The organism is Limosilactobacillus gastricus PS3, assembly GCF_000247775.1.
GTDB lineage: Bacteria > Bacillota > Bacilli > Lactobacillales > Lactobacillaceae > Limosilactobacillus > Limosilactobacillus gastricus_A.
Window position 1 is genome coordinate 1 of sequence record NZ_AICN01000006.1, and the last position, 16608, is coordinate 16608.

The following is a 16608-nucleotide window of genomic DNA, read 5'->3' on the forward strand; positions in this document are numbered from 1 at the left end:
TTATTAAATATCTTCATTTTAATAATTCAGCGGCTAAAGCAAAATTGCCCCGCGTAGCTGATTCATTACGTGGAACTGACGGATGGATAATGTAGTCTTCGATCTCGCCAACTTCCATATAGTGGTTAAACATCCGTTCAAATTGTTCCCGAACTTTTTTAATTAGTTGTGGTCGAGCCACACTGCCTCCAAAAATAATTTTTTCCGGACGTAAAATCGTGGTTGCTTGAATCGAAGCTTGAGCAACATAGTAAGCTAAGATATCCCAAACATGATCTGTATCGTCAACATCTTCACCGCGAATACCAAGTCGAGCCTGGAAAGTTGGCCCCCCGACCAAACCTTCCAAACAATCCCCATGATATGGGCAAATTCCCGTAAAGGTACGATCATCTGGATGGCGTTTAACAAAGACGTGACCCATTTCAGGAGCCCCAACACCACCAATAAAATTACCATTTTGGATGGCACCAGCACCTACCCCTGTCCCGAGCGTAAAGTAAACTAAGGAACCATGATGAAGCTGATCTTTTAAATTAAGGTATTCACCATAAACTGAGGCATTCACCCCCGTGGTCCAGTAGATTGGCAGATTAAAATGTTTTTTTAATTCACCAACAAAATTAACGTTTTTCCACCCTACTTTGGGCGTTGTAGTGATATAACCAAACGTGGGGCTTTGAGGATCAATATCAATCGGACCAAATGAAGCCACGCCAAGCGCTGCTAGTTCTTCTTGATAGGGGCTAAAAAAGTCGACAATGTGCTTAAAAGTCGCAGCCGGATCAGTGGTTAAATAGAGTGCCTTCTTAATGATTTGTTGATGCTCATCAGCCACGGCACAAGTTAAACGCCGTCCCCCGGAATCAATACTTCCTAATAACATTATTTCACCCTCGAACTTTTTAATTATTACCCTTATTTTAGGCTTAAACTAAAATTCTCACAAGCCAAACCTTAACCCCTTGGGAAAGAAATTTTTCAGATTTGACCCAGTTACTTTCCCCCAGCCACAATGATGGTCCTGACAAGTCACTACATACCAACCATTAGTTGGTGGATCAGTTAAGGTGATCACATCACCATGAACATAAGAGCGCCAATCATCCAAGGAGATTTCAACTTGACGTGCCTGCTGACAAGCTAAGGCTAAGGCATGACTCGGTTCAAACCGTTTTTTCTTAAAGATTCCTAATTCAACGCCGCCTTGAATGATCTTAACTTTTGCATCTCTCGGGAATAAATCAGGCATCGCGATCAAGTGGTCGCCAAATACCACTAGACGTTCTGGCTGGTATGCTGGCAAAACCGACTGACGGAATTCTTCCCAATACTGTTGCTGTTCTTTGGTTAAACTAGGTCGCTGTCCTTTACGTGGTTTCGCTCGTTTGCTGGCATGCGGTTCTCCAGCACGGTGTAATTTAGCAATAAAGTGACCTTCACCCTGATAATGATGGGGGAATAAACGTAAGGTCTTTGTTAATTCAGGATTACCATTGGCCCAAGCCGGACGACCAGCATCCATTCCGGCTTGTTTAGGAATTTCGACCAGCGATAATTCTGAATAAGTATCCAATAACCATGCAATCACTTGTTCATCTTCTTCCGGTGCAAAGGTACAAGTTGAATAAACTAAGGTTCCCCCTGGTTTTAACATTTGCAAAGCCGATCCCAGAATTTTCCGTTGGCGATTTGCGCATTCAAGAGGATAATCCGGATGCCAATATTGGATTCCTTCCGGCTCTTTACGAAACATCCCCTCTCCCGAACACGGGGCATCAACTAAAATCCGATCAAAAAATTGTGGAAATTGTGGTGCTAAATGATCAGGGCTTTCACTCGTGACTACAGCCTGGTTAGCTCCCCAGCGTTCCAAATTTTCTGCTAAAATTTTGGCCCGTTTCGGAAAAATTTCGTTTGCCACCAACAGGCCTTGATCTTGCATTTTACCAATTAAATGGGTACTTTTGCCACCTGGCGCCGCACATAAATCTAAGACTTTCTCACCGGCTTGCGGAGCTACCACTTCCCCTACCAGCATGGCTGAAGGTTCTTGACTGTAAACCCAACCCGTTACATGATCTAAAGAATGACCATCTACCTGACCATAATACCCAGTTGGCACAGCAGCAACCTTCCCCTTTGCTTGAGCGATTGTGGCTGTAGGCAGAGCCGGTTTCAATGGGTTCGAGCGAAAGCCAGCTTGGCTTGGTGCTTGTAAAGCCGTTAAAAAATCAGCGGCTTCATCCCCTAATAGACGTTGATATTTTTCAATAAAAGCGGTTGGTAATTCCACAATATTTGCTCCTTCAGGTTAATAAGTTAATTTTACGAAAGCCATCCCTGAGATGCAAGAAAACAAAAAGGATCGCTAAATGGCGATCCAAAATATCATTATTCACTGGTCGATGTCGATTGGCTCCCTGCCGCGTTTTGCGTATTAGTCGTTTGATGACTTGCTAGCCAATCTTGAAAATCATAAGTTAAATTGTGCCAAGTTTGTTGTACTGTATTAACTAATCGACTGCCTTGACTTTCGTTGGTGGTGGTTGTCGCTGCTACCTGACTGGTAGCTGGTGACTGGGTATTTTTGTAATACCAAACGCCTCCAACGACTAACCCAATAATTACAATTGTCCTTAGTCGCAATCGTCAGACCTCCTTTGCTTAGCATGCCATCATTATAAAAATGAGATATGACTAATTCGGGAACAGGACTTTATTTATCTTTTAAAATTTTGGGACTGAACGTTGCTTCAGCTTAACGGGTGATTGACGATGTAGTACGATTGGCACAGGTTCCGTAATGACATCACTAAACTCTAACCCATAGAAATTAACGGGTGACAAGGTATGATTTTGTAACCAGATTCGAATATTAATCAGGCCCCGCTTCCAACCAGTGATTTGATTATCATTGCTCAATAATTCTTTAATAAACACAAATTTAAAGTCCCCAACTTGGCGCCCTTTGATAGTCGTATAAGCTTGCGGTTGCGGATCAATTTGTCCCTGATCCATCAGGTCTTGCACAATTTGACGGAGATAGAGGTTGACTTTGGTTGGCATTTTAAAGCCTAAATATAATTGGACATTGACCATGTTACGGGTTCCCATTAGATCAACGGTATATTCGCTAGTATAGGGTTCATCAGTGGTATTAACGGTAATAAACCAGTAGACCTTCGCCCGTTTTAAATCCTTATCCAATATCGAATATAAAATTTCGCGTTTGACATGATGATTCCGATTAACCCGGGTCATCATCACGAGATTAGAAACCGTCAGTGGCAAAGCATCATCGTTACTTAACTGGGCAAGCATCGTCTTGTAATTATCTAAATTAAGATATTCATTTTCGGAAGCAAAACTGTCCCGTAATTTGTTACCAAAGTACCAGCCGACCATAATTAGAAGAATCAATAAAGTAATCAAAATTGTTACATAACCGCCATGAACAAATTTTGTCATACTCGAAATAAAGAAGATTCCTTCGATGGTAACGTAGACAATAGCGAATAACCAAGCTAGACCAGCTTTAGTCTTTAATTGGAGATAATGGAATAACAATAAAGTGGTCATCAACATTGTCATGGTGATGGCTAGTCCGTAGGCTGCTTCCATATGCGCGGAGGTACGGAAATATAAAAGCACACATGAAGTTACCAGACAAAGAATCCAATTAACCGCACTAATATAAATTTGCCCACGGGCAAGCGACGGGTGTTCCACCTTTAAACGGGGTAAAAATTTCAAACCAATCGCCTCTTCAATTAAGGTAAATGATCCAGTGATCAGGGCTTGGGAGGCAATAATGGCCGCTAAAGCTGCAATTACGACCCCAAAAAGATAGACCCATGATGGTAACATTTGATAAAAGGGATTATACCCTGTACCAGTTGGACTAAAGCTCCCGATCCGATGCAATAGGTAAGCTCCTTGTCCAAAATAATTTAGTACTAAGGAGAGACATACAAAGGGCCAAGTCAAATAAATACTGGGACGACCCACATGACCAATATCAGAATATAAGGCTTCGGCCCCTGTAGTGGCTAGGAAAACACTCCCCAATATAAAGATACCCGCTTTATTCGCCGGTGAAAATAATAATTCAATCCCATAATGTGGTGATAAAGCTAATAAAACCCCAGGTTCATCGACCAAATTAGCAATTCCAAAAACGGCTAAAAAACCAAACCAAATGAGCATAATCGGACCAAAGGCTTTCCCCAGGATACTTGTTCCAAATCGCTGAATGATAAAGAGTATCAAGAGAATTAATAAAGTTACGATGACCACTTCCGATTGATTATGAACCCAAACCTGATTACCGATTTTGATTCCTTTAAGTCCTTCAATCGCCGAGGTAACCGTTACCGCAGGGGTTAGGGTCCCATCAGCTAAGATCGCTGCCCCTCCAATTAAGGCTGGAACAATCAACCAGCTGGCCTTCACCTTATGTCGCAAAAGCGCATACAAGGCAAAGATTCCTCCTTCCCCATGGTTATCGGCCCGTAAGGCAACCAGGACATATTTAATCGTCGTCATCAACATCAAAGTCCAGAATACCAAAGATAAAGATCCAAAAATATAATCACGGGTTAAATTTTGAGCGCCTCCGGCATCATTAATTAGGGCATTCATCACATATAGTGGGGAGGTTCCAATGTCACCATAGACGATTCCTAGCGCTACCAAGCCCCCTGCTAGTAAGCTCGTTTTTTTGGTTTTCATATTCTCAATCTCCTTTAGTGTTAACAATTTAATTTTAACACTATTTAACGAAAAGGAGCCGGAAGGTTATGCGCTCCCTTCCAGCTCCTAAAATCTTATTATAAGGCTAACTTATCCATTATTTGTTGGTAGACCTTATCAGCCCCAATGCCCGTTAATAAGGGCAATCCCGAAATAACCCGATCTTTAATCTCATCAGGGACTACCGTGGTACTAACAAAGACATCATAATCATCAACTTTATTGACATATTCTGCAATATTGCCCTTGTATATTTTAACCTGGTCTAAGACACCAGCTTGGGCTAGATAATCTTTAATCTTTCCTTCTGCTACCGTTGAAGTAGCAATTCCACTACCACAAGTTACCATTAATGTCTTCATCAAACTACCTCCATCTTATGCATCTTGCTTTATCCTTTTACGATTATGAAATTTATTAAACCAAATCATCAAGCCTAAGGTAATAAGGCCAATCAGGCCGATACCGCCCCAGGTCATCACCTTACCAAGGCCCACAATGACCCAGGTTGTCCAGACCCCACCATCACTTAAGACCGAAATTGAAGAACTTCCATGTAAGCTAAATTTAGCGGCCTTTGCCGAAGCGGTCACCAATGGGGCTACCCATGAGGCAATATATAAGCTAATGACAATATCAACAATTCCACCAATTAATGACCGGAAAATATCACCCCTAAAAACAGCACACATGATGGCAATCATATATGGAATGGTAGCCAAATCACCAAATTGCAGCATACTGTTACCTGGTAGGATAATCGCAATCAAGAGAGTAACCGGAACTAAAATTAAGGCTGAGGATAGGACCGTTTCGTTCCCTACGGCTAAGGCACTATCCATCCCAATGTATAGGTCACGACCGGGGAAGTGCTTCTTCACTAGATCATTAGCTCCTTCAGAAATCGGGGTTAACCCCTCCATTAAAAGTGATACCATCCGTGGCATTAGAATCAAGACTGCTGCCGTGGTCACACCTAATTGTAAAGTTTTAGCTAGTGAATATTTAGCTAAAGCCCCAATCACAATCCCAATAATTAATCCCATCACTCCAGAATCACCGAAAACGCCCATGCGCTTTTGAATGGTTTGAGGAGTTAATTTAATCTTATTAATACCCGGAATCCGATCCATGATCCAATTCAAAGGCAAGGCCAAAATAAAACCTGGGGCTGAAGCACCTTGAGGAAAAGAAATTCCCTCCAAGCCATATTGTTTTTGAATGTAAGGAGCAGATAAATCAGCTAAGAGATAAATAATCATGACATGAACCACCATCGTGAAGATTCCTAAGATGAAATCCCCGGTAGCAGCATAGACAATGGAACCAGTAAAAGCAATATGCCAATAGTTCCAAACGTCCACATCCAAAGTTTTGGTTAAACCAAATAATAATAAAACCAAATTAGCAATGACCCCAACTGGGATGGCTAAACTACCAAGAACAGTTCCATAAGCAACTGCAGAAGCTGCTGGCCAGCCAATGTCCAAGGTACCAAGATGTAAGCCAAAATTACGAACCATCGTATGAGCAGCAGGTCCTAAATTTTCGGTTAAAAGGGTAATCACCAAATTTAACCCAATAAAGCCAATCCCAACGGTTAAGCCCGCTTTAAAAGCTTTCCCGGGTTTAATCCGTAAGATTAACGCAAAGATAAATAACAGAATTGGGAGCATCACACTTGCCCCTAAATTAACGAACCACTGTAATCCTGCAGCAATCATCTCCATTAGAATTCACAACCTTTCTTTAGATAATCTGTGCGACTTGCATTAGGGTAATTAATTCTTCGTTTGATCGAATCGTCATCAAGTGATGCATGGCAGATGAATCTTGAAATAGCGCCATTAATTTTTGGAGCATCTTTAACTGATCTTGTCCCTGCTTGAGGGCTAACATAAAGATTATCTGCACCGCTATTTCTTGATTATCGCCCATCTGATGAAAGATCACCGGTTTTTTTAAACGCATAAACGCGATTTGCGGTTCGATAACCTTATCGGCATCCGTATGCGGAATCGCTACCCCCATCGTCTGAGTTAATAAACCAGTGGGAAATTGATGTTCTCTTTGGATGATTGCGGTCGTAAAGTCACTTGTAACTAGGCCTGCTTTCTCCAATTGACTAGCTAAAGTAGTTAGTGCCATCTCTTGATCCGCCATCTCCTGATCAAACAAAATGATTTGTTTATCAAACAACATTAATTCACTTACTCCTGTCTAAACATTGCTTTGATTTGAACCAACTGAATAGTAGGATCTTTTAATCGTTGTAGATGATCATCACTAATTAGTGCTTTCATAAAGCTATCAATCTGTGCATCAATCGTACGCATCAGTAGAATCACCGCCGTCGTAACATTTTGATCCACCAGCTTTAATGGCGTCTGCAGATGGCTGACAATAACTACATGATCAAATAAATTTTCATTAATGATGTGCGGCATCATTATGCCTGGATCAATGATGGTCGAACCAACCTGTTCACGCCCCACTAACTGTTGAATTAATTCATTCTGTAAATCCGGTTCCTTAGTCATGAGATGACCTAATTGAAGTAACCAATCCTGATAATCATTGACTTGCTTTAAATTGACTAATTTAAATTCCATCTTTAACTCCCAATAGTTGTCCCAAGCGTTTTTGATCTTGAACCGTAAATAAAGCATTCGTTAGCATCACGCGTTCCTGGTTATGAGCTTGGACCTCAACTGTAGTAATAATCAGATCAATTCCCCGATACCGTTCAGGATGAGCCTCGTACTGTGCTTTTGACGTAATCCCGACAATCTCTAAATTTGGAAAGCGTTTATGAACCTTGGCGCAAAGTAATTTGGACGTTCCAACCCCACTTGCACACATTACTAGTGCTCGTTGATGAAATTCGGTTTCTTCAAAGTATTTGGCAAAGTATAGCGTGATAAAGCCAACCTCATCTTCATCAATCGACCAGGGTAACGAAAGGCTAGTTTGTGCCTGCTGAGCTAAATGCTGGACCCGCGCAAATAATTCCCCATACTCTAATTTAATGTCTGGCAATAGTTTATTAGCCACTTGAATCTGATTGTTAAGCCGATTCATCATCGGCCGCAGATGACTCACCAAATCATTCCGTAAGGTTTGGATTCCAGTAGCATGCTCATCCAGATCAAATCCGTTTAGAAAAATTTCCACGAGTTGATTACATAGTGGAGTCGAATGGGGATCATAAATGACCTCATGACTATACCGCATGGATAACAAATACTCGACCAGTGAATTAATTTCGGCTGGTTCAATCGAATGATGAACATATTCCCCGACATTTTGAATAACATTTTTAGCAACTTTTAAAATGATCGGCTGCGCATGAATAAGGGCTTGATCTTGCGGTGATAATTGAACACTCTGACTTGACTGGACTTTTCCCGTTCGATACCGCTTCATTAAGACGTACAGATGCGAAAAAATATTGATATTGTATGGATAAGGGATTGTAGTTTGAAAAGACCGTTGAATTAATTCCAACTGGGCAGTTAAAAACTGCTGATCATAATTCCCCATATCAGGAAACCGGCTCGCAAAATCGCGAATGGTTTCCACATTCATCGCGTTACTTTGCATTAAAACCTTATTGATTAACCTTCTTATCGCTTGCTCATCGCCCGCAATCGATAATCGATTGCCACGACGGAGTAACTTCAAGTGATAAGTAGTTAGGATTTTCGTTAAATGCTGGAGATCGTACTGCATCAAGTCATAACTAACATGATACGGTTCATAAAGCTCATCAACTCGACAGGTTAAAGGTGAAGTAAATAATAATTTCGTCAAAATATCGTTGCGTCGTTCGACTGGAGTTACTCCAATAAAATCGGCCGCCAACGGAAGTTCATTACTCAACATTAAATAGCGATCATAATCTAGCAACAATCCTTTACCACGTTCGGAAATAATCACTGTTTGCCCAAAAGATTGGTTGATTTCTTTAACGGCCCGATAAATCGTTTTCGTCGATAACTTCAAGTCCTGAGCTAATTGATGAGCCGTCAAAAAATCATCCGCTTTAAGTAAGGCCACGATTACTTCTTCCCGTTTCTTTATCATGATACCTCCCTCCTCAATCATCATTTTAGCTAAATAAAGTTTACCGGAAATTAAAAACGTGTCCATAGCTATGGACACGTTTGAATGTTATCTCACATGATTAAGATTATTTACTAACGTTGTTGTCGCAACTCTTCTAATGACGCAATGCCTAATTGATCCATTAATGGAACTAAGCCCTTAGCAATCCGCGGAATCGCATCCCAGTGTTTGAAATGCGCTGTTCCAACAGCAATGGCATCCGCTCCGGCAAGGAAGAATTCAATTACATCAGCTGGGGTTTCAACTCCCCCCATCCCGATAATAGGTAAATTCGTTACTTGACGAACTTGATATACCATCCGCACCGCAATCGGCTTAACTGCGTGGCCCGAAAACCCACCCATACCTTTGCCCAGTACCGCTTTACGGGTTCGAATATCAATATGCAAGCCCAAAACGGTGTTGATTAAGCTCAGGCCATCAGCTCCCCCATCTTCAGCCGCTCGCGCAATCTCAGTAATGTCAGTGACATTAGGTGTTAATTTGACATACACAGGAACGTTACCGGTGACTGCTTTCACCTGGCTAGTCAATGATTCGACCGTTTTTGGATCAACGCCAAAGGACATCCCACCCGAAGCCACATTGGGACAAGAAACATTTAATTCCAGTGCATTAGCTAAACCAGATTGAGCTAGTTTTTGGGCTACTTCCACGTAATCACTTTCAGTATCGCCACCAATTGAAGCCACAATTGGTAGAACTGGATACTGTTGATGGAAGTTAAACATCTTATCGTTAATGACAGCTTCCACTCCCGGATTTGTTAATCCGACTGAGTTTAAAACCCCATCATCTAATTGGGCAATTTGAGGTTGGGAATTCCCGGTGGTCGCTTGCGGTGTGGTCGTTTTCATGACCATCGCTCCCATTTGATTTAAATCAAATTTGCTAGCTCCCGCAACATCCCCGAAGCCAAAGGTACCTGAAGCCGGCATTAAAGGATTCTTCATTGATAAACCCGGAATATTAATTGCCAATCGATTTGACATAATAAACTCCTTTCTTAAAGGGCCACGGTCGTAAAGGCCCGGCTTTCTAAGGCTCGTAATAGCGCATCCACCGTATCAAGTGGCGTTACGACCGGGATATGGTGTTCAATCGCTGTTTGTCGAATAATAAAGCCATCCGAATTTTGTTCATAATCATGACCCATGGTATTAATCACAAGATCTACTTGATCGTTGAGTAGCAGATTCATAATATTGTCTTCCCGTTGATCATGGATCTTATGAACAACCGTCGTATGTAAGCCATTATTCCGCAAGAAGTCGGCCGTTCCTTCAGTTGCCATTAAGCGATAACCAATTTTGGCAAAGCGTTTCGCTAATGGCAGGATCTCGTCCTTATCGTTGTCTTCAATCGTCAATAAGACCGATCCATTGTCAGGTAAGGTCATCTTCGCCCTAGCAAAGGCTTTGTAGAGAGCTTTTTCAAAGGTTGAATCCGTCCCCATGACTTCACCAGTTGATTTCATTTCAGGGCCAAGATAACTATCCACATCCCCTAATTTGCTAAATGAGAAGACCGGTGCCTTGACGTGAACCATGTGCGATTCTGGATAAAGCCCAGGGGCAAAGCCTTGTTCAGCTAAGCTTTCACCCATAATCACCCGAGTGGCCACTTGCGCCATTTCCACCCCAGTAATCTTGCTTAAGAATGGGACAGTTCGACTGGCCCGCGGGTTAACTTCTAGAATGTAAGCCTCCCCGTCATGAATAATAAATTGGATATTCATGATTCCAATACATTTTAGCGCCACGGCCAACTTTTCAGTAGCGGCAACAATCTGAGCTTTCACATCTTCGCTAATGTTTTGTGGTGGGTAAACGGCCATCGAGTCTCCCGAGTGGACTCCTGCCCGTTCAATATGTTCCATAATCCCCGGCAAGAGCACTTGGTGACCATCACAAATCGCATCCACTTCACATTCCCGACCAACCAAGTAAGAATCGACCAGGATAGGGTGTTCTTCAGCTACCGTTTCATTTTGTGCTAGATATTCTTCTAGCTCGTCTTGGTTATATACGATCTCCATTGCTTTACCACCCAAGACATAACTTGGTCGTACTAAGACGGGATAGCCGATTTCCGCTGCGGCATCAATCACCCCTTGATGAGTCGTTGCGGTCATCCCAATTGGTTGTTTAAGACCTAAGTCTTTAATAACCCGATCAAATACTTCCCGATCTTCAGCAGCATCCAAGTCTTTGACAGTGGTACCCAACACTTTTACACCATGGGCATCGAGTCCCGCAGCTAAGTTAATGGCCGTTTGACCACCAAATTGAACAATAACCCCCACTGGTTGTTCCAAATCAATCACGTTCAAAACATCTTCTAAAGTTAATGGTTCAAAGTACAATTTGTCCGAAATGGAGAAATCAGTCGAGACCGTTTCGGGATTCGAATTCATGACGATCGCCTCATAGCCTAACCGTTGCAGGGCCCGCACACAGTGAACTGTGGCGTAATCGAATTCGACCCCTTGCCCAATCCGAATCGGGCCAGAACCAATTACCATGACCGACTGTCGGTCTGATTGATGGCTTTCATTTTCTTGCGCATATGTACTGTAGAAATATGGGGTTTGGGAATCAAATTCGGCAGCACAGGTATCAACCATCTTATAAACCGGCACAATCCCATTAGCTAACCGTAATTGACGAACCTCATCACTGGTTTGACCCCACAGGCGAGCAATTGTTGGGTCACTAAAGCCATAACGTTTAGCTAATTTCAAGCTTGCGACGTCCCCTACATGGTCAGCTACCGTAGTTTCTAATTCCACCAGGTGCTTTACAATATCTAAGAAGTAAGGCGTGATTTTGGTTAATTGGAAGAGTTCATCAATTGAATATCCCCGCCGAAAGGCTTCCGCTAAGTAGAAAAGCCGATCATCTTGAACATGTACTAATTGCATCTCTAAATCAGCATCACTAGCAGCTTGCGCCGTTGGATAGGCCAAATCGGCCTGATCAATTTCCATGGAACGCACGGCCTTTAATAAGGCTTCTTCCAAATTCCGTCCGATGGCCATCACTTCCCCAGTCGCCTTCATTTGACTCCCTAAACGACGGTCAGCATGAACGAATTTGTCAAAGGGCCACCGAGGAATTTTGGCCACGACATAATCCAATGCCGGTTCAAATTCAGCATAAGTCGTTTCAGTAACCGGATTTTTAATCTCATCAAGCGTCAAGCCGACCGCAATCTTTGCCGCCATCTTAGCAATCGGATATCCCGTAGCTTTAGATGCTAAAGCAGATGAACGCGACACCCGTGGGTTCACTTCAATGACATTATAGTGATAACTATTAGGATCAAGGGCTAATTGGACATTACAGCCCCCCTCAATCTTCAAAGCGCGAATTAACTTTAATGCACAATTACGGAGCATTTGATATTCGCGATCCGATAAGGTCTGACAAGGAGCGATAACGATCGAATCACCAGTATGGATTCCTACTGGATCAAAGTTTTCCATACAACAAACGACCATGGCATTATCAGCTGAATCCCGCATAACTTCAAATTCAACTTCTTTATAGCCAGCAATTGATTTTTCAATCAAACACTGCGTGGCCGGTGATAACTCTAAACCGTTTTTGGCGATTTCGCGTAACTCTTCTTCATTATCACACATGCCTCCACCAGTTCCCCCCATGGTAAAGGCTGGGCGAACGATAACCGGATAACCAATTTCATTAGCAAAATCTACAGCACCATCGACCGTTTCAACAGTTTTGGAAGGTGGAATCGGTTCGTTTAAGTCTTGCATTAATTGCTTAAACTTTTCCCGATCTTCAGCTTGATCAATTGAGGCCAATTGGGTCCCTAAAAGTTGAATACCCAATTCATCCAAAATCCCGGTATCTGCTAAAGCGACGGCAAGATTTAAGCCAATTTGCCCTCCCAGGGTCGGTAAAATGGCATCTGGAAATTCTTGGCGGATAATTCGACTGACCGATTCAACGGTTAAAGGTTCAATATAGACATGGTCAGCAATTTCGTTATCGGTCATAATCGTCGCTGGATTAGAATTTACCAAGACGGTTTCATAACCTTCCTCGCGTAAGGCCATACAAGCTTGGGTTCCTGAATAATCAAATTCAGCCGCTTGTCCAATGATGATTGGACCTGACCCAATAACCATAATCTTATGAATATCTGTCCGTTTAGGCATTCGTACGGTCTCCTTTCCGTTGGTCAACCAGACTTACAAAATCATCAAAAATACTATCAGCATCATTGGGACCCGGAGCAGCGTCTGGGTGAAATTGAACTGAGAAGGCTGGATAGTCACGGTGACGTAAGCCTTCAACAATCCCATCGTTAATTTCCTCGTAAGTTACCATTAAATCCGTGTTCTTCACTGATTCCGGATCTACAGCATATCCATGGTTTTGCGAAGTAAAGGCAATCTCCCCAGTAGCAATGTTACGGACGGGATGATTAAAGCCCCGGTGACCAAACTTCATCTTAAAAGTTTGGGCCCCATTAGCTAAGGCAAAAACTTGATGCCCCATACAAATTCCGAAAATCGGAACATGCTTTTCAACTTCAGCCACCATCTCAGCTGCGGCTGTCATTTCTTGCGGGTCACCAGGACCATTACTCAAAAGTACACCATCTGGATGAAGATTTAAAATCTCTTCTGCCGTGGCCGAGTACGGTAAAACGGTCGTGTTGCAACCCCGCTTAGCTAATTCTTGCAGAATACTGTGTTTTAAACCAAAGTCTACTACCACGATGTTGCGTTCTAAGCCGGGATTAGGATACGGCGATTTTGTTGATACCTTAGCGATAATCCCCTTCGTTGGTTGTGCTTCATGTAAATCTTCAATAATTGCATCCAAATAATCAACATCCGCAACCAAGGTCCCCCGTAAGGTCCCGTGATACCGGAGCTTACGCACTAGTTCACGTGTATCAATGCCTTTTAAACCCGGTACATCAATTTGCTTAAGGTAATCTGGCAAACTCCCTTGCATCCGCCAATTACTTGGTACCCGGGCCACTTCATTACAAATAACCCCTTTAATTTGCGGTTGTAAAGATTCGTCGTCATCGACATTGACACCATAGTTACCAATCAAGGGATTCGTAAAGACCAGAATTTGATTAGCATATGATTGATCCGTAATTGCTTCTTGATAGCCTGTCATCCCCGTGGTAAAGACAACTTCACCGACGGTTTCCGTGTCCGCACCAAAGGCTTCTCCGGCATAAACTGTGCCATCTTCTAGTACTAGATACCGTTGCATTTTAGTCCTCCTTGGCTTGATAAACAATTTGTCCGTCAACTAATGTATAAATCGTCCGGCCATAGACATGATCACCAGTAAAAGGTGTATTCTTCCCCTTTGACAGATAATCACTTTCTTTAATTTCATATTCGTGATTTAGATCGAAAATAGCTAAGTCTGCTGGTTGACCAACTTCGATCCGTCCCGCACCTTCTAAATGGAAAATGTCTGCTGGATTGGTCGCCATGAGATCTAAGAGCCGTTCCAAGCTTAAAGATCCTTGCTTAACCAAGTGGGTATAACATTCAGCAAAAGCGGTTTCACTCCCGGTAATACCATTAGCAGCACATGAAAAGTCGTTTGGTTTATCGTCAGCCGTATGCGGAGCATGGTCTGTCGCAATCATATCAACCGTGCCATCCATCAAAGATGACTGTAAGGCCGCTCGATCATCAGCATGGCGGAGTGGAGGATTCATTTTATAATTAGCATTTTCGCCATGAATTTCTTCATCACTTAACAATAAATGGTGTGGTGAGGCTTCACAAGTTACCGGTACGCCCTTTTCTTTTGCGAATTTTACCATCGCCAAACTTTCCTTCGTGGAAATATGGCAAATGTGATACTGAACGCCCGTATCATTGGCTAATACTAAATCCCGAGCCACTTGAGCTGACTCAGAAACGCTCGGCGCACCTGGAATCCCTAATTCTTGTGATCGCTCTCCTAAGGTCATTTTACCGCCAAATAACAAGGATTCATCTTCAACGTGAGCCGCAATGGGAAGCCCAGCTTTAGCTGCTCCTTGCATAGCCCGGTACATGGTCCCAGCTAATTGGACCCCATTCCCATCATTGGAAAGTGCAAAGGCCCCGGCATCCTTAACGCCGGCATAATCCACTAATTCATCACTTAACCGCCCCATGGTAATCGAAGCATATTGTTTAATGTGGACTACCCCTTCAGATTGGTTACGTTCCACCATGTGAGCAATTTTGTCCGGTGTGTCAGGAACTGGATCAACGTTTGGCATGGCACCAACAGTTGTAAAGCCACCGTGTGCCGCCGCCATGGAACCAGTTTTAATCGTTTCTTTTTGAGTCAAGCCGGGATCTCGATAATGAACATGAACATCAATTAGGCCTGGGGAAACTAAAAGCTTTTCAGCATCAATCACCGTGTCAACGTTTTGGGGATCGATTAGGTCATGACCTAAGGCTTGAATACGACCATCCTTAATCAGGATATCAGTATTTACCAAGTGTCCACCGGTATAAACTTGACCATGTTGAATTAAGGTTTGCATTATGCTAATCCTCCTAAATGACGGCCTCGCATGACGGCTTCCAACATGGCCATCCGCATAAAGACTCCGTTTTGCATTTGCTGATAAAAGAAGCTCTTGGGGGCTTCGACTAATTCGGACACAATTTCAACATCCCGGTTAATCGGCCCTGGATGACAGATGATGGCTTGGTCCGGTAACCGGTCATAGCGAGCTTGATTAATCCCATATTGATCACAATAGGCTTGAACATCAAATTGCGCTTCGGTTTGATCGTCATGGCGTTCATGTTGGACCCGTAAGAGCATTAAGACATCAAGTTGGTCTAAAATATCATCTAGTTGAACATATTGACCATAGGCATCGAACTCATGGCTAAACCAGTATTCTGGACCTGCAAAGTAGATTTGAGCTCCTAAGCGATGCAACAGTTGCATATTACTTTTGGCCACCCGCGAATTTGTAATATCTCCAACAATTGCTACTTTTAAACCGTCAAAATGACCAAATTGCTCGTGAATCGTCATCATATCGAGCAAACATTGAGAAGGGTGTTGACCACTACCATCTCCCGCATTAACAATTCCTAAGTCTAGTTGTGAATTGACTGGGCGCTCGGTAGTTAATTGACGATAATAATCATTAGCGCGATCGCGAATCACGGCTAAATTCACCCCAATGGCACTCATGGTCAAACAAGTATCATACATCGATTCGCCCTTGCTAACTGAACTATGGCCGGCATCAAAAGTAATTTCTTGTAGCCCCAACTTCCGTTCGGCCATCGCAAAACTATTATGAGTTCTGGTCGAGTTTTCAAAAAACATGTTTGTAACGTATACCGGTTCGTCTAATTTTGGACTTGGTTCCCCGTGTTTAAATTCTTCTGCCCGTTCAATTAAGGCGTGGACCTCTTCGTTAGTCAATCCTTCAACCGTTGTAAAATATGGCAAGCGTAGTAATTTAGCCATCATAAACTCCTTCAATCACTCGAACTACATCAAGCCTAATAAACAAATAACCCTCCACTGTGGTCAGCACAGTCGAGGGTCATTACAATACACGGGTATTATATTTTGCCGTCACCTTGCTGGCCTCACGGGACCTGCTTAAAGGACTTTCAATGTTATGTTTATTTTACTTGGTTTCAAGATAGATGTCAAAACGATTCCAGCTAAAGTATCTGTCAAG

General features: G+C 42.7%; 14 protein-coding genes. All 14 read right to left on the minus strand.

Annotated elements, in window-relative coordinates:
- Positions 1 to 13: 13 nt before the first annotated feature.
- The 14 genes from PS3_RS00630 to PS3_RS00695 all read right to left on the minus strand — a co-directional run bounded on the left by PS3_RS00630 (position 14) and on the right by PS3_RS00695 (position 16391).
- Positions 14 to 886, minus strand: a complete 873-nt coding sequence (locus PS3_RS00630; protein WP_007121671.1) for an ROK family protein — start codon at positions 884 to 886, stop codon at positions 14 to 16.
- A 57-nt stretch (positions 887 to 943) separates the two neighbouring features.
- On the minus strand, positions 944 to 2296 hold the full coding sequence (locus PS3_RS00635) for an RsmB/NOP family class I SAM-dependent RNA methyltransferase (RefSeq protein WP_007121672.1): 1353 nt from the start codon (positions 2294 to 2296) through the stop codon (positions 944 to 946).
- Between the two features lie 98 nt (positions 2297 to 2394).
- Positions 2395 to 2649 (minus strand): hypothetical protein, encoded by a 255-nt coding sequence (locus tag PS3_RS00640; RefSeq protein WP_040467814.1) that lies wholly within the window; start codon positions 2647 to 2649, stop codon positions 2395 to 2397.
- A gap of 81 nt (positions 2650 to 2730) precedes the next feature.
- Entirely contained in the window at positions 2731 to 4734 is a 2004-nt protein-coding gene (locus PS3_RS00645) for a KUP/HAK/KT family potassium transporter (RefSeq protein ID WP_007121673.1), read from the minus strand.
- Between the two features lie 98 nt (positions 4735 to 4832).
- Positions 4833 to 5117, minus strand: coding sequence for a PTS sugar transporter subunit IIB (locus PS3_RS00650; protein ID WP_007121674.1), 285 nt, complete (start codon positions 5115 to 5117; stop codon positions 4833 to 4835).
- 15 nt (positions 5118 to 5132) lie between these two features.
- Positions 5133 to 6485 (minus strand): PTS galactitol transporter subunit IIC, encoded by a 1353-nt coding sequence (locus PS3_RS00655; RefSeq protein ID WP_007121675.1) that lies wholly within the window; start codon positions 6483 to 6485, stop codon positions 5133 to 5135.
- 19 nt (positions 6486 to 6504) lie between these two features.
- Positions 6505 to 6957 carry a PTS sugar transporter subunit IIA gene (locus PS3_RS00660; protein WP_007121676.1) on the minus strand — a complete coding sequence of 151 codons (453 nt, stop codon included), beginning with the start codon at positions 6955 to 6957 and terminating at the stop codon, positions 6505 to 6507.
- A gap of 8 nt (positions 6958 to 6965) precedes the next feature.
- Entirely contained in the window at positions 6966 to 7367 is a 402-nt protein-coding gene (locus PS3_RS00665) for a PTS sugar transporter subunit IIA (RefSeq protein WP_040467815.1), read from the minus strand.
- The gene (locus tag PS3_RS00670) at positions 7357 to 8841 is read right to left on the minus strand and encodes a BglG family transcription antiterminator (RefSeq protein ID WP_007121677.1); all 1485 of its coding nucleotides are present in this window, start codon (positions 8839 to 8841) and stop codon (positions 7357 to 7359) included. Before PS3_RS00670 ends, PS3_RS00665 begins: the two co-directional genes overlap by 11 nt.
- Positions 8842 to 8954: 113 nt before the next feature.
- The gene (locus tag PS3_RS00675; RefSeq protein ID WP_007121678.1) at positions 8955 to 9875 is read right to left on the minus strand and encodes a dihydroorotate dehydrogenase; all 921 of its coding nucleotides are present in this window, start codon (positions 9873 to 9875) and stop codon (positions 8955 to 8957) included.
- Positions 9876 to 9889: 14 nt separating this feature from the next.
- On the minus strand, positions 9890 to 13069 hold the full coding sequence (carB, locus tag PS3_RS00680; RefSeq protein WP_007121679.1) for a carbamoyl-phosphate synthase large subunit: 3180 nt from the start codon (positions 13067 to 13069) through the stop codon (positions 9890 to 9892).
- Positions 13062 to 14150, minus strand: coding sequence for a carbamoyl phosphate synthase small subunit (locus PS3_RS00685; protein WP_007121680.1), 1089 nt, complete (start codon positions 14148 to 14150; stop codon positions 13062 to 13064). Before PS3_RS00685 ends, carB begins: the two co-directional genes overlap by 8 nt.
- A gap of 1 nt (position 14151) precedes the next feature.
- The gene (locus PS3_RS00690; protein WP_007121681.1) at positions 14152 to 15438 is read right to left on the minus strand and encodes a dihydroorotase; all 1287 of its coding nucleotides are present in this window, start codon (positions 15436 to 15438) and stop codon (positions 14152 to 14154) included.
- Positions 15438 to 16391, minus strand: coding sequence for an aspartate carbamoyltransferase catalytic subunit (locus PS3_RS00695; protein WP_007121682.1), 954 nt, complete (start codon positions 16389 to 16391; stop codon positions 15438 to 15440). Before PS3_RS00695 ends, PS3_RS00690 begins: the two co-directional genes overlap by 1 nt.
- Positions 16392 to 16608: the final 217 nt, after the last annotated feature.

Coding starts and splice junctions, on each gene's coding strand:
- PS3_RS00630 (WP_007121671.1), bottom strand. CDS start 886: ATGTTATTAGGAAGTATTGATTCCGGGGGACGGCGTTTAACTTGTGCC.
- PS3_RS00645 (WP_007121673.1), bottom strand. CDS start 4,734: ATGAAAACCAAAAAAACGAGCTTACTAGCAGGGGGCTTGGTAGCGCTA.
- PS3_RS00650 (WP_007121674.1), bottom strand. CDS start 5,117: ATGAAGACATTAATGGTAACTTGTGGTAGTGGAATTGCTACTTCAACG.
- PS3_RS00655 (WP_007121675.1), bottom strand. CDS start 6,485: ATGGAGATGATTGCTGCAGGATTACAGTGGTTCGTTAATTTAGGGGCA.
- PS3_RS00660 (WP_007121676.1), bottom strand. CDS start 6,957: ATGTTGTTTGATAAACAAATCATTTTGTTTGATCAGGAGATGGCGGAT.
- PS3_RS00665 (WP_040467815.1), bottom strand. CDS start 7,367: ATGGAATTTAAATTAGTCAATTTAAAGCAAGTCAATGATTATCAGGAT.
- PS3_RS00670 (WP_007121677.1), bottom strand. CDS start 8,841: ATGATAAAGAAACGGGAAGAAGTAATCGTGGCCTTACTTAAAGCGGAT.
- PS3_RS00675 (WP_007121678.1), bottom strand. CDS start 9,875: ATGTCAAATCGATTGGCAATTAATATTCCGGGTTTATCAATGAAGAAT.
- carB (WP_007121679.1), bottom strand. CDS start 13,069: ATGCCTAAACGGACAGATATTCATAAGATTATGGTTATTGGGTCAGGT.
- PS3_RS00685 (WP_007121680.1), bottom strand. CDS start 14,150: ATGCAACGGTATCTAGTACTAGAAGATGGCACAGTTTATGCCGGAGAA.
- PS3_RS00690 (WP_007121681.1), bottom strand. CDS start 15,438: ATGCAAACCTTAATTCAACATGGTCAAGTTTATACCGGTGGACACTTG.
- PS3_RS00695 (WP_007121682.1), bottom strand. CDS start 16,391: ATGATGGCTAAATTACTACGCTTGCCATATTTTACAACGGTTGAAGGA.